This window comes from Aggregatibacter sp. oral taxon 513 (assembly GCF_018128305.1).
Taxonomy (GTDB): domain Bacteria; phylum Pseudomonadota; class Gammaproteobacteria; order Enterobacterales; family Pasteurellaceae; genus Aggregatibacter; species Aggregatibacter segnis_A.
In genome coordinates this window covers 1,331,204-1,345,677 of the sequence record NZ_CP072381.1, presented here as the reverse complement: position 1 = coordinate 1,345,677, position 14,474 = coordinate 1,331,204, and the positions used below count along the sequence as shown (strand labels likewise).

Genomic DNA, 14,474 nt, shown 5'->3' with positions numbered 1-14,474 from the left:
AATAAACAGTTCGAAGGTTTTTAGTCAATAAAAAAGCCTGAGTAACAGGCTTGAGTTGTAGGATTTTAGGTGGAGAACCTAAATAAGTCAATTTCTATTCCATTCCCTTCACATGGGGATTTTTGCTGATAAACATGGCATCGCCATAACTGAAAAAGCGATAGCGATTTTCCACCGCACTTTTATACGCATTCATCGTATGGCGAAATCCGGCGAACGCAGAAACCAACATAATCAATGTGCTTTCCGGCAAATGGAAATTGGTAATTAAACAATCTACCACGCGGAATTTTTTACCCGGATAAATGAAAATAGACGTATCGGAAAAATACGGCTCAATTAACACCGCAGCTTGTTTTTCTTCTGCCGCTAATGCCGCACTTTCAATGGAACGCACGGAGGTTGTTCCCACGGCAATCACGCGCTTGCCGGCTTTCTTGGTGGCTAAAATAGCATCACAAACCTCTTGCGGCACCTCCACGTATTCTGCGTGCATAACATGATCTTCAATATTTTCGACACGCACCGGTTGGAAGGTTCCCGCGCCCACATGCAAGGTGACAAAAGCGAAATTGACGCCTTTCTCTTTTAGTTTTGCCAAAAGTTCATCATCAAAATGCAAACCGGCTGTCGGTGCGGCAACCGCCCCCGGCACTTTGTTATAAACGGTTTGATAACGCTCTTGATCCGCTTCTTCGTCAGGACGATCAATATAAGGCGGTAAAGGCATATGCCCGATTTGTTGTAAAACGTCAAAAAGTGCGGTCTGTTTTTCGGCGATTTCAATTTCAAATAAACTGCCTTGGCGACCGATCATGGTGGCTTTTACACCGTTGCCTTCCCCTAATTTATCTTCCCCTAAAATCAGTTCAGCGCCTTCTTTCGGCGCTTTAGAGGCGCGAACATGGGCAAGAAAACGGGATTCGCTTAACACGCGCTCCACCAAGACTTCTATTTTTCCGCCACTAATTTTGCGCCCGAACATCCGCGCAGGAATAACACGGGTATTATTGAAGATCATCAAATCGCCCGGATGAATCAATTCCAACACATCGGCAAAAGTGCGGTGGAAAATGTCCCCGTTTTCGCCATTCAACTGCAATAAACGGCTGGCAGTTCGTTCTGTTTTGGGATAACGGGCAATCAACTCATCTGGTAAATCAAAATAAAAATCAGCAACACGCATAATGGAATATCTGGTTTGAAAAAGAGGGCGGTAGTCTAGTGCGAATTGGGGAGAATCTCAAGGAAATAAAAGAAATCACGCTAATTTCTTTTGGCGAATATGTAGAAGAAAGTATTTGTACGGCCTAATTCATCCTTTAATCTATGTTTTATTTTTCTCAAGGCAAAAAAAAGCCCTTTCAAGGGGGTAAGGGCTAAAAGTATTTGGAGTCATATTTTTTTTAGGGTACGAGTTGCATTATATGCTTCCAAATTAATAATGCAACATTTATTTAACAATAAATTAACTTTTCTTTTCGTGCGGATTGCGCGTGTTGGTATCAACCAAATTTCGCATGAGCAACGCATAGTCCAAATGAATGTCTTGCGGCACGTCTAAGAAGACAAAATGCCCGTCGCCCAAAGCGGCATCGATTTCCGCATTTTTACGGTTGAGCATTTTGTTGATTTTAAACACGATGTTGCCTTGTGGCGTCATCATTTCCACTTCATCGCCGAGCAAGAATTTATTCTTCACTGCCACTTCTGCCATGCCAAGTTCATTACGTTTACCGGTGAATTCGCCGACAAATTGTTGACGATCGGAAATGGAGTAGCCGTAGTCATAATTTTGGTATTCATCGTGGGTGTGGCGACGTAGGAAACCTTCGGTATAACCACGGTGAGCAAGGGACTCTAAGGTGTCCATCAAGCTTTCATCAAACGGTTTGCCGGCAGCCGCATCGTCAATGGCTTTGCGATACACTTGGGCGGTACGGGCACAGTAATAGAAGGATTTGGTACGACCTTCGATTTTTAAAGAATGCACGCCAAGTGCGGTGAGTTTTTCCACATGTTGCACGGCGCGTAAATCTTTCGAGTTCATGAAGTAAGTGCCGTGTTCGTCTTCAAAGGCGGTCATTTGCTCGTTAGGATTTTGCGCTTCGGTATAAAGGAACACTTTATCGGTCACTGCGCCTTCGCCTAGGGTTGGGGCGACATTTTTTACCTCAATCTGTTGGCTTGGGTCGAATTTCGGCACGATATTGCCTACGTCATCCACTTTGCCTTCTTCCATTTTGTATTCCCAGCGGCAGGCGTTCGTGCAGGTGCCTTGGTTTGGATCGCGTTTGTTGATATAGCCTGAAAGCAGGCAACGGCCGGAATACGCCATGCAAAGTGCGCCATGCACGAAAATTTCCAGTTCAATATCCGGTACTTGTTGGCGGATTTCGGCGATTTCATCAAGAGAAAGTTCGCGAGATAAAATCACGCGGGTTAAGCCCATTTGCTTCCAGAATTTCACAGTCGCCCAGTTCACCGCATTGGCTTGCACGGAAAGGTGAATATCAATGTCAGGGAAGTGTTCGCGTACCAGCATAATCAAACCGGGATCGGACATGATAAGCGCATCCGGCCCCATGTCGATAACCGGTTGTAAATCCTTAATAAAAGTTTTGAGCTTGGAATTGTGCGGCGCAATGTTCACGACGACATAGAACTTTTTGCCGAGCGCATGGGCTTCATCGATACCGATTTTTAAATTAGCGTGATTAAATTCATTATTGCGTACGCGCAAGCTGTAACGCGGTTGGCCGGCATACACGGCGTCTGCGCCATAAGCAAAGGCATAACGCATATTTTTTAAGGAGCCGGCGGGGGAGAGTAATTCAGGTTTAAATGAGGTTGTCATAGTTGTCTCTTATGGTCTGATTTCAAGTCAGGAATTTGCGCAAGGCAAATCGTAAAGAGGGGTATTTTAGGCGGATTTTGCTTTTTGTAAAGGATAAGTGCGGTGGAAAAATAAAATGTTTTTTAGTCGAAACTGAATGAAAAAAGTGGGCGTGTAGCCCACTTTCTTGTGATGGTATTTAGTCTTTACTTTCCGGCTGAGAAGAATCCATCAGTTCATGTTGCTTCAGAAGTTCTTCTACGGTTTTTCCGTTAATTAGAAAACGGTTATTGTCTCTTTCTAATGTCAGAACATAGTTATCGCCTTCTTCGATAAATATCGGAAATAGTCGTTCTTCCGGTTTAAGCTCAGTCAACAAGGCTTGCCAAAATGGTGAGACTTTTTTGATTTTTAAACTTTCTTCATCAGAAGTCTCCGCGAGCCCTTTGCTTAGAATAATATTGGTCGTGCTTTGCATATTTTCGATGAACATATCTGCGATGGACTGTTTATCTTTAGTTGTTTTTAACGCGCCTTTCAGGTGGATACTCACCGGATAGGCTTTTGTGGTTGGATAGGTATTTAAATTGAAGGTGAGGGTTGTGTTATCACTGGCTAAATCTAGATCTTTCCATTGATTTCCAAGGAGTTTTTGTGTGGTTTCCGTTGTGAAATAAGCTGAACACAATGATGCAGTCAACCCAAAGCAAAACTGATTTTCTGCAAATTGAGCAATATTATTCACGGTGAGCGGTAGATTGAAAGCAAGATCTTCCATTTGCGCTTGTGCTTCAGACAACGTCAGTTTTTTTAGTGAAAGTGTGGAATTTCCACGATATTGGTTGTTTTCCTCTGAGCCTTGATGTTTTAACGCTAATGTTTCCAAAGAGACATTTTGGTAATTAAATGCTTGTAATGAGATTTCTGCATTGCTGTTTCCAGCCATTGTGTTTGCCCATTGTTTCTTCAGCTTTAATAAGCTCTTGTTATCTTCTTTGGGGGCATTTTTGATGGAAAGGGCATCTAAATAGAGTGGAATAAATGCCAATTTGTTTTCCAAGTTATAGCCATCAAGTTGATAGACGATTTGAGCCCCTTTGGCTTCCCATTGTTTGCTTTGATCTTCCGGCGTCTGCTTGATGCTAGCAGCATTTAATTGCAAAGTCAGATTGGCTTTGGCGAGATCTGCATTTGCCATCGTTAAATTGAGTTTCGCCTCATTTAAATTAAAGTAAGGCTTTTGATTTTTAGGTGCATCCACGGATTTGACGGAAAGGGTTCCGTTAAATATGTGGTTTTGCGTGAGGACGGCGGATAAAAAATTGGCTACCTGTTTAATATTTTGCTCACCGTTTAGCTGTTTCTTAAATTCATTGGCAAAATCCACCGCACTTGTTACACCTTGCTGTTGTACATTTAGCATTATGCCGTTAATCACGGTTTGGCTTTCTTCTGTCGTACGTTCTTTGTTGGCAATGCGTAAGGTGTCGCTACTCAATTGGGTGGAAAGATCGCGCAAGTCTGTATCAGCCGATTTTTTTACAACAAATTGATAACGGGCGTTTTTCAGTTGGATTTTGGTGTTTTCGCCATTTAACAAATCCCATTCGGCATTTTTAGCATTGAGTTCAAGGGTTGAAATGTCGTATTGGTTTTCGCCAACGGGCACCAGTTTAATCTGGGCACCAATTTGTTCTAATTTGCTGTTTTTATCATAGTTAAAGCCGCTTAAATTGGCATTAAGCTCTACGTTTTTTGTACCCGCATTAAAGTCTAGAGTGACTGAAAGCGTTTGCGCTTTGTTCGTAAAATCACGGAAGTCGGTGAGGACGTTTGATTGCAGGTAATCACCTACCGGTGAAAATTTGCTGTTAATGGTGTTTTTATCAATGGTGATATTGAGATCTTTGTTTAATTGACGTACCAATTGTTCGGAAAGTTTAGATTCCGCCGTAATGAAAAAAGGCAACGCCGTCAGTTTGGTAGAAATAATATTGGTTTTTTGGCCATCATTATTTTCTAAACTAAAGGTAAGCTCACGACTGAAAAAGTTCTTGGCACTTTCTGTCACATTGAGGCTGAGTTGATTATCTAAAGAATAAGGGAATTTTTGTAAAACCTGATCCACTTGCTGATTGGTATAAAACTGCGCGCCTCCGCCAAGTACAATGATAATAGCAGCAAGGGTTAAAGTGACTTTTCTTTTTTTACTCATGTGATTCTCAAACTTAGGTTAAGGTTGTTTCGATGACGATACGGAACGCCAACGTTAAAAATGCCGTAAATAATAACCGCACTTTACTCTCTTGAATATAAAGTGCGGTTAAAATTTTAATTATTTTTGATTTTTATTGGTTTTTTAACAGGAAAACGCCTTGTTCGGAAAGATGCACATAGGCTTCTTGCGATGCCGGGTTGAACTGTTCCGGACGGCAGTTAATCAACAAATCTTGACCATGCCATAACGCTACGACTTCCCAATGGTTGCCCATGTACACCGCACTTTTAATCGTGCAACGTTGGGCTTCTGTGCCGGTTTCATGGAGATAAACAGCTTCCGGGCGAACGCCTGCCAAGCAATCCCCGTCCGGTAAATTGAATTGAGCGGCATTATTTAAGGCAAGTTCATAGCCATGAATGTTAACGGTATTTCCTTGCAATTTCGCCGGGAAAATACTGGATTCGCCCATGAAGTTAGCTAAGAATAAGGAGTTCGGGCGTTGATACAGATCTTTTGCCGGCGCCTTTTGCATGATTTTCCCTTTATTCATCACGATAACTTCATCGGATACCGCAAAGGCTTCTGTTTGGTCGTGGGTCACGTATAGAGACGTGATGCCAAGGCTTTGTTGTAATTCACGGATTTTTTCCCGCATTGCGCGACGTAAGTTAGCATCGAGGTTACTTAAGGGTTCATCGAACAGTAACACTTTCGGCTTGAGAACAAGCGCACGAGCAAGCGCCACACGTTGTTGTTGACCACCGGAGATTTGGTCCACATAACGATCTTCAAACCCAGCCAAATCCACCAATTCCAAGGCTTCTTTAACGCGCTGTTTACGCTCTTCCTTGCTCACGTTTTGCATGCGTAAGCCGTAGCCCACGTTATCACCGATACTCATGTGTGGGAACAACGCATAGGATTGGAACACGATACAAATATCACGGTTTTGAATGGACGATTTGGTTACGTCTTCACCGTCAATGAAAATTTGTCCGGAGGTTGGATTTTCAAGACCGGCAACTAAACGCAAGATGGTCGTTTTACCGCAACCGGATGGACCAAGCAACGTCACCATGGTGCCGCGTTTAATGGTTAAATCCAAATCATCAATTACCACAGATTTGCCAAAGGCTTTCGTGACATTTTTTAATACTAAGAAATCATTACTCATATTTTTTACCTACAACTTAATTCATTTTTTTCGCTTTGGAACGGGAAATGCGGGTGTCACCGACAATCCAGTCGAAGAATAAAATAATCGCCATCATCACCACAATTAAGATAGAGCCGTATGCAATGGCAATCCCATACTCGCCGTCTTCGACACGGTTTAGGATGTATGATGTAGCAACCCTCGTATCAGCAGTAACTAAGAATACAATGGCACTGACGGTGGTCATTGCACGAACAAAGCTCGTTACTAAAGCTGATAATAAGGCGGGTTTTAACAGTGGAAATACAATGAAACAAATTGTTTTAAATGAACTGCCTTTAAGTGAAAGAGAGGCTTCATCTAGAGATTTGTCCAACTGACCTAGCCCGGCTATAGCTGCGCGCATACCTATAGGCATATTACGCATAACCATTGATAAGATAACAATTAGGCCCGTTCCTGTAATATAAATAGGCGCATCATTAAATGCGAGAATATAAGATACCCCTGCAACAGTACCAGGCACAGCAAAGCAAAGTAAGGTTAGAAATTCTAGAGTCTTCTTACCCTTGAATTCACGACGCACGGTAATATAGGCAATTAATAAACCAAATAATGCCGTTATAGGTGCAGCAGTTGCGGCAAAAATAACAGTTTGAATTAATGATGGCCAAGCTCCATCACTGAATCCCTGACCAAATAGGGTAATATAATTTTTCAATGTTAACGTGTAATTTACGCCCCAGTTTACGGTGAAACTACCATAGAAAATACTGCCGTAAAGTAATACGTTGAATACTACCCAAAATCCCAAAATAAAGGTAATTGTATACTTCATTGTGGTTGGTAACTCTTGTACGTCACCGCGGTAAGATTTACCGGATACTGTTGTGTAAGAGCGATTACCTATCCACCAATATTGGATAATGAAAATACCTAAAGAGAAAATTAACAATATTGTTCCTAGAGTACTTGCGGACGCGTAATCTAACTGAGAACCTGCTATGTAGAAGTAGATTTGTGATGAAATTACGTCAAAGCTTCCACCTAAAACTAATGGTGTACTAAAGTCTGCAATAGATTGGATAGCAACAACTAAAAATGAATTTGCTAACGCAGGTTTCAACAATGGAAAAATAATATTGAAAAAGGTTTGGTAGCGATTTGCTCTTAAAGTATAAGAAGCCTCTTCAATTGATGGATGGATTGATTTTAATGCCCCTTCTAAAATCATAAAAGACATTGGTGTTAAGGCAAGTGTATGTGCGATAACGATACCTGTGAAGCCATATAGCCAGTTACTATCAAATCCTAAATATTCAACTAAATATTGGGTGATATAACCAGAGCGACCTAACATTAAGGTCACACCTAATCCCACTACAAAAGGTGGGGTTACGATAGGCAGTATGGAAAAGATTTTACCTATTACAGCACTTCGTTTAGCAATTCTTGTTGTATATAGTGCAAATACTAAACCAAAGACTGTAGCTAGTACCCCAATTGTTCCTGCAACAGAAAGAGAATTTAGAATAATTCTAACGACATAAGGCTGTTTCACTATATCAATGACTTGTCCAGGAATAAACTCTGAACCCTTGTAAAACATTGATACAAAGATTGTCAATGTTGGATAAACAATAAAAAAGAATATGAGCAAGATAATACTAATTAAAGAACCGATAATAAATTTATCGCTTTGCATCACCTTCATTTTTGCAAGAGCATTAGTAGAAATTGCAATTAATGCTAGAGTCAGAATAAAAATAGAATATCCTAAGCTTATCTTAGCAAGTGTGGCTGAAATCATCACAAATGCAAAAATGATACAGGATAAAATAAATTCAATTTTCCCTTGAGATACGGCACCTTTCTTTTTCCATAAAATAGAAAATAGAGGAATAAGGAATAAGGATCCAAACCATGCCCATGTTAAATTAGGTTGATTCCATCCCATTGCAGCAATGACTTCATCTGAAGTAGAGTCAAAAATGCCGTAATATAACGCCAATGATGGTAGGCAAAGAAAGCCTACCATCGCGAACATTACCCAAAAGAGATTGGAATTGAGAAAATTATACAGCTTTCTCATAAAGCCTCCATTTTTGGTTATAAATTATTTATTTAATTTGACTTCACGTACCCAACGATCAATTAAACCACTGCGAATATCAGAAGATCCAAATTTATCAAAATCATATTTAATTAAATTTAGCTCATTTGATTTTAATGCGTAAGGAGAACCTTTAGCATGAACATTAGTTAAGATATGGTGAGATTGCCCTTTTTCCCAAGATAGTTCTTGAGACTCTTTGGACATTGCCCAATCGACAAATAATTGAGCATTTTTTAAATTTCTAGCATTCTTGATAATACTTACTCCACCTAATTCATAACCTGTTCCTTCACAAGGAACAATGACCTCAATTGGTGCTCCATTTTGTTTTTCAAAAGAATAGTTTTGTAGGAAACCAATACCGATAGTTGTCTCTCCTCGTGCTAAATTATGTGCTGGTGCAGTCCCCGCTTTAGGGTATTGTGAAATGTTTTTATCAAGCTCTTTTAGATATTTAAAAGCCTCATCTTCTCCCCAAAGTTGTACAAAAGTGGCTATTGCAGTATAGGCAGTACCGGCACTTTGTGGATCTGAAATTTGGATTTCATTTTTGAATTTTGGATCTAATAAATCTTTCCAGCATTTTGGGGTTTCAGTAATACCTAGCTTTTTCAATTTTTCGGTGTTTACACCAAAACCTAACACTCCCATATAAACAACAGAACTGTAGTTACCTTTACGGCGACCAGGATCTTTAAATTCTGGCATAACTTCATTGAGCATTGGTGATTGATATGCAGTTAATAAATCCATTTCGGCAGCTTGTGAATGAGTATCAAACGTTCCACCGTACCATACATCTGCTTGTGGATTGTTTGTTTCAGCTTTCATTTTTGCTAAGGTGCTTCCAGAGCTGTTACGGACAAATGTTGTATTAACGTCATATTTTTTAGAAAAAGCTTGGACTTGAGTTTCACAGACTGAATTTTGTGCGCTGCAGTACACAACTAATCGCCCTTCTGCAACTGCTTGACTAGAAAAGAATACGCTACTGAATAAAGTTGCTGATGTGGATACGGCTAACGCAATTTTTGAGAGTTTCATTTCAACACTCCTGTGTTTTTGATGTCGAGGTAACGCACTTTTGTTGATGTGCGTTCTGATGATAGTGATAGGCTCGCGTCGTAAGGACACGAGCCATCAATATAAGAAAAGTGCGGTGAGAAAAATACAAGAATTTTCGACCGCACTTTAGCGTGTTATTTCGCTAATTTAACGTCTTGAACCCATTTTTCAATTAAGGCTTTGCGTTGTTCGGCAGCGCCGTATTTTTCAAAGTCATAATTGATAAGGTTCAATTTGTTTGGATCGAATGCCGTTGGAGATTGCTCTGCCGTTGTGTTGGTTAAGATTTGTAAGGATTCACCTTGTTTCCATGCCAATTCTTGACCTTCTTTAGATAACGCCCAATCCACGAATAATTTTGCGTTGTCGATATTACGTGCGCCTTTTAAGATGCTCACGCCGCCTAACTCATAGCCGGTGCCTTCACATGGCACCACGAGTTCCAATGGCGCACCATTGCGTTTTTCAAGGGCGTAATCGTGTAAGAAACCGATACCGACAACCGCTTCACCGCGGGCGGCATTACGGGATGGGGTGACACCGGATTTGGTGTATTGGGAAACATTCGGATGTAAAGCTTTTAAGAAATCAAAGGCTTTGTCTTCGCCCCAAAGTTGTACGAACGTGGCAAGCGCAGTATAGGCTGTACCGGCACTTTGTGGGTCAGCAATTTGTACTTCGCCTTTCAAACGTGGATCCGTTAAGTCTTTCCAGCATTTTGGCACTTCTTTGATGCCTAATTTTTCAAGACGTTCTGTGTTCACGCCGAAACCTAAAATCCCCATGTAAATGGCGGATACGTAGTTGCCTTTAGTTTTTGCTGGATCACGGAAACGTTCTACGATTTGATCAATGTGTTTAGATTTGTAAGGTTCGATTAAACCCAATTCAGCGGCTTGCGCTTGTGGGTCGAATGTACCGCCGAACCACACGTCTGCTTGCGGGTTATTTTTTTCTGCTTCTACTTTGGCAAAGGTACTGCCTGAGCCGTTACGAATAAAGGAGGTTTTAACATCATATTTTTCACCGAAGGCTTTCGTAGTGGTTTCGCATAAAATGTTCGTCGCACTACAATACACGACTAAACGTCCTTGTGCCGTTGCGGCTTGTGATACGAATAACCCACTGGCCAAAAGTGCGGTTGAAATTGCAAGAGAAAGTGATTTTAGTTTCATGTTGTACCTCTTTATTGTTCATAAAATGAAAATGTAATATGAAATGCGCTCAAGCAAGTGCTTTCAAGGTTTGCATGTTACATAAAATACCCCTTAATTAATGTGAGAAGTCTCACAAAACGAAGAATTTTATGAGCGAATATGTTGCGTAAAAAATTAATTGTAGAAAAATTGTTTGTAAATGGATCTATTTATGTCAAAAAAAGGCTTTTTTCTTTATAATTTCGCCAATTTATTTACCTTAATGAGAGAAAGGGAAACGGTATGTCAGATCATCAAATATCATCTTGTATTATTATCGCCATTGCAGGCGCTTCGGCTTCAGGAAAAAGTTCTATTGCCTCTACGGTGCACAAAGAGCTTTGTCATGAATTAGGCTGTGAAGAAATCGGTATTATTGCAGAAGATAGTTATTACAAAGATCAAAGCCACTTAGAGATGTCTGAACGGGTTAAAACGAATTATGACCACCCAAATTCTATGGACCGTGATTTGCTCATTACCCATTTGAAAGCCTTAAAAGCCGGCAACGCCGTTGATATTCCCGTGTATAGTTATGTGGAGCATACCCGAACCGATGAAGTGACCCATTTCACGCCAAAACGTATTGTGATTTTAGAGGGGATTTTATTACTCACAGACGAGCGTGTACGCCAGTTGGCAGATATTTCCGTGTTTGTGGATACGCCGTTAGATATTTGCTTTATTCGTCGTTTACAGCGTGATATGGAAGAACGTGGTCGCACCTTGCAATCCGTCATTGATCAATATCGTGCTACTGTTCGTCCGATGTTCTTGCAATTTATCGAACCCTCTAAACAACACGCTGACATTGTGATCCCTCGCGGTGGTAAAAACCGTATTGCTATCAATATGTTAAAAGCGCAAATTATGCAATTATTAAGCCAAAAATAGGAGCCTGGCATGAGATTATGTGATACTGACATTGAACGTTATCTGGATGAAGGCTTGATTTCTCTGAGTCCGCGCCCGTCTAACGATAAAATTAACGGGGCGACCATTGATGTTCGCTTGGGGAATTCTTTTCGCGTGTTTCGTGAGCATTCCGCACCTTACATTGATTTAAGCGGCCCGAAAGAAGAAGTGTCCGCACAGTTGGAATTGGTCATGAGCGATGAAATTATTATTGCTGATGATGAAGCCTTCTTTTTGCACCCAGGCATGCTTGCATTGGCGACAACCTTGGAGTCTGTGAAATTACCGGCCAACATTATCGGTTGGTTGGACGGACGTTCTTCTTTAGCGCGTTTGGGTTTAATGGTGCATGTGACGGCACACCGTATCGATCCAGGTTGGGAAGGCAAAATTGTGTTGGAGTTTTATAATTCCGGTAAATTGCCGTTGGCGTTGCGTCCGAATATGGTAATTGGCGCTTTGAGTTTTGAAGTGTTAAGTGGCGCGGCGGCACGTCCGTATAACAGCCGCAAAGACGCTAAATACAAAAATCAACAAAACGCGGTTGCCAGTCGCATCGATGAGGATAAATAAATGAAAAAGATCGCCTTGATGACATTGGTCGTGTTGTTGGCGATCTTGGCTTTTTTTTATGTTCAACTTAACAAACTCGAAAGCGCGGTGACAGCCAAATTGGCACAATATGAAACTGCATTTCACGCGTTTAATCTAGGTATTCTCCCGCAACCTTATATTTCCTTCGATAAAGTCCGGCATAACCGAATCAGTATTGAAAAACTGACAGGCAAGTTCCCCTTATCGGTACTGTTGTTCGGTGATGTCAAATTGCAGGAAATCGACATTCAAAATCTCAAACTCTCTGAAAATGCACAAAACGCGGCAACTATTCAAATGCGTTTTTCTGATTTTTCCTTGGATAATATTACTACCGACAACATTGCATTGAGTGGCGATAGTCAAATTGCGGTGGAATTAGCAAAACCACTGTACGGCAACAATCGCATTTTTAATTTTCATTTTATGAAAGGCGGTATTCAGCGCAGTGATGAGAGAAAGCTTGTCGCCTATTTTGATCATGTTGTTTTAAATGAAGAAAAGGTAGGCTTTGTTAAAACGACATTGGATTTATCCCAATACACCAAACATCTCACTGCAGATATTGATTCTTATTGTACGGCGCATTCACCTTGCCTCGCGCACGTGGATTATGTGAGCGAGCTGGAACAAAGTGCGGTCGCTTTTTCCGCTAAAAATTACCCTATCGAACGTCTATTAACTTGGCTTGCTTTCCCCAAAACCATGACGGGGTCCGCTGATGTGGAAATTGCCGTGCAATTTGCCCATTCTCAAATTATTAACGGCGAATTCTTTTTCGATGCCCAAAACGGCGAATTATTAGGTTTGAATCTGCTAGACTTGGCAGGACGGTATTTGCCGATCAATTGGAATGATTCGGAACTGAAAGATAAAACTGACTTAAACACCAAATATGACCATGTCGCCAGTCTTTTCAAACTTAATGGGCATCAACTGGACATTGAAAAAATATCGTTAAAAACCACCGCACTTTTAGGTGAAGGTTCGGGCATTGTGGATTTACAATCTATGCAATGTAACGTTGATTTAAATCTGCAGCCGACCGATAAAAAGTATGCGGAGTTCGTTTTGCCAATTCGCTTTTTTGATAGCTGCTATTCACCACAATATGAAGTGCGATTTGACAAAGACTTGCGCAATCAAATTAAACATCTGATTAAACGTAAATTAGGACAGTAATAATGGCGACTTTAGAAATCGTTCGGCGTCTGAAATTTTTTCGTGTCATTTTGCTGGCATTTGCTGGATTTGTCTTTAATACCACAGAGTTCTTGCCGGTCGCTTTATTGTCAGATATTGCCAACAGTTTTCACATTCCGGTGGAACAAGCCGGCTTGATGATCACGCTCTATGCTTGGATTGTGTCGCTCATGTCGTTGCCTTTTATGCTCATGACAGCAAAACTGGAGCGACGCAGTTTACTCATTAAATTATTGATTGTTTTTGTAGCAAGCCATGTGCTTTCTGTGTTGGCGTGGGACTTTTGGGTATTACTGCTTTCTCGCATCGGTATTGCTTTTACGCATGCGATCTTTTGGTCCATCACTACCTCACTTGCTGTTCGCGTTGCGCCAAAAGATAAAAAAGCGCAGGCTATAGGGTTATTGGCGATTGGCAGTGCTTTGGCGATGGTGCTTGGGTTGCCCCTTGGGCGGGTTATCGGGCAATATTTCGGCTGGCGCGAGGCGTTTGCCATTATTGCCGTGTTAGCGTTTACGATTTTAATTTTGTTTTATCGTTTCTTACCACATTTGGAAAGTCGTAATGCCGGCTCGTTGCGCAGTCTTCCGTTACTGATCAAACGCCCTTTATTACTTGGGCTTTATGCTTTAACCATATTGATTATTTCAGCACACTTCACGGCGTATAGTTATATAGAGCCTTTTATGGTGCGTATCGGTGAAATGAGCGATGCTGCCGCTACGGCGATTCTCTTGATTTTCGGGTTATCGGGCATTATAGCCAGTTTGCTGTTTAATCGCTTTTATCAACGTTCGCCTACCGTTTTTTTATTGGCTTCTATGGGCATTTTAATGCTTTCTCTTGTCTTATTGTTGCCGCTAAGCGAGAACCAATTTTCGATGTTTTTACTCGCATTTATTTGGGGGATTGGTATTTCGGGCATCGGTTTAAGTTTACAAGTGCGCGTGTTACAACTGGCATCCGATGCAACTGATGTGGCCATGGCCATTTATTCGGGGCTATATAACATTGGTATAGGAGGAGGTGCGTTGTTTGGAAATCAAGTGATGCAACATCTTGGTTTAGCCAATATCGGTTTTTCCGGGGCGGCCTTTGCAGCTATGGGGTTACTGCTGTTTATTTATATTCATTTTCGCTATGGAAAAGCCAATAGCGGAAATAATCTCTAA

11 protein-coding genes are annotated in these 14,474 nt (G+C 41.1%); 4 read left to right on the top strand and 7 right to left on the bottom strand.

Translation table 11 applies throughout. The features are described 5' to 3' along the window. Positions 1 to 94 precede the first annotated feature (94 nt). The 7 genes from queA to J5A60_RS06380 all read right to left on the bottom strand — a co-directional run bounded on the left by queA (position 95) and on the right by J5A60_RS06380 (position 10,569). On the bottom strand, positions 95 to 1,186 hold the full coding sequence (queA, locus tag J5A60_RS06410) for a tRNA preQ1(34) S-adenosylmethionine ribosyltransferase-isomerase QueA (protein WP_212509831.1): 1,092 nt from the start codon (positions 1,184 to 1,186) through the stop codon (positions 95 to 97). Between the two features lie 282 nt (positions 1,187 to 1,468). Further along, positions 1,469 to 2,857 (bottom strand): tRNA 5-hydroxyuridine modification protein YegQ, encoded by a 1,389-nt coding sequence (gene yegQ / locus J5A60_RS06405; protein ID WP_212509830.1) that lies wholly within the window; start codon positions 2,855 to 2,857, stop codon positions 1,469 to 1,471. A 178-nt stretch (positions 2,858 to 3,035) separates the two neighbouring features. After that, the gene (locus tag J5A60_RS06400) at positions 3,036 to 5,051 is read right to left on the bottom strand and encodes a hypothetical protein (protein ID WP_212509829.1); all 2,016 of its coding nucleotides are present in this window, start codon (positions 5,049 to 5,051) and stop codon (positions 3,036 to 3,038) included. A 133-nt stretch (positions 5,052 to 5,184) separates the two neighbouring features. After that, on the bottom strand, positions 5,185 to 6,231 hold the full coding sequence (gene fbpC / locus J5A60_RS06395) for a ferric ABC transporter ATP-binding protein (protein ID WP_111305338.1): 1,047 nt from the start codon (positions 6,229 to 6,231) through the stop codon (positions 5,185 to 5,187). 16 nt (positions 6,232 to 6,247) lie between these two features. Beyond that, positions 6,248 to 8,305 carry an iron ABC transporter permease gene (locus J5A60_RS06390; RefSeq protein WP_212509828.1) on the bottom strand — a complete coding sequence of 686 codons (2,058 nt, stop codon included), beginning with the start codon at positions 8,303 to 8,305 and terminating at the stop codon, positions 6,248 to 6,250. Between the two features lie 24 nt (positions 8,306 to 8,329). Then, on the bottom strand, positions 8,330 to 9,373 hold the full coding sequence (locus tag J5A60_RS06385) for an ABC transporter substrate-binding protein (protein ID WP_048749849.1): 1,044 nt from the start codon (positions 9,371 to 9,373) through the stop codon (positions 8,330 to 8,332). Positions 9,374 to 9,528: 155 nt separating this feature from the next. Further along, positions 9,529 to 10,569, bottom strand: a complete 1,041-nt coding sequence (locus J5A60_RS06380) for an ABC transporter substrate-binding protein (protein ID WP_212509827.1) — start codon at positions 10,567 to 10,569, stop codon at positions 9,529 to 9,531. A 264-nt stretch (positions 10,570 to 10,833) separates the two neighbouring features. Here J5A60_RS06380 and udk point away from each other — a divergent pair, with 264 nt between their 5' ends. From udk to J5A60_RS06360, 4 genes are read left to right on the top strand one after another with little or no spacing between them, the layout of a single operon-like run. Continuing rightward, positions 10,834 to 11,484 carry a uridine kinase gene (gene udk / locus J5A60_RS06375; protein WP_048749854.1) on the top strand — a complete coding sequence of 217 codons (651 nt, stop codon included), beginning with the start codon at positions 10,834 to 10,836 and terminating at the stop codon, positions 11,482 to 11,484. Between the two features lie 9 nt (positions 11,485 to 11,493). After that, positions 11,494 to 12,078 (top strand): dCTP deaminase, encoded by a 585-nt coding sequence (gene dcd, locus J5A60_RS06370; RefSeq protein ID WP_212509826.1) that lies wholly within the window; start codon positions 11,494 to 11,496, stop codon positions 12,076 to 12,078. Continuing rightward, entirely contained in the window at positions 12,079 to 13,281 is a 1,203-nt protein-coding gene (locus tag J5A60_RS06365; RefSeq protein WP_212509825.1) for an AsmA-like C-terminal region-containing protein, read from the top strand. It begins immediately after the preceding gene. Positions 13,282 to 13,283: 2 nt separating this feature from the next. Then, on the top strand, positions 13,284 to 14,474 hold the full coding sequence (locus J5A60_RS06360; RefSeq protein WP_212509824.1) for a sugar transporter: 1,191 nt from the start codon (positions 13,284 to 13,286) through the stop codon (positions 14,472 to 14,474).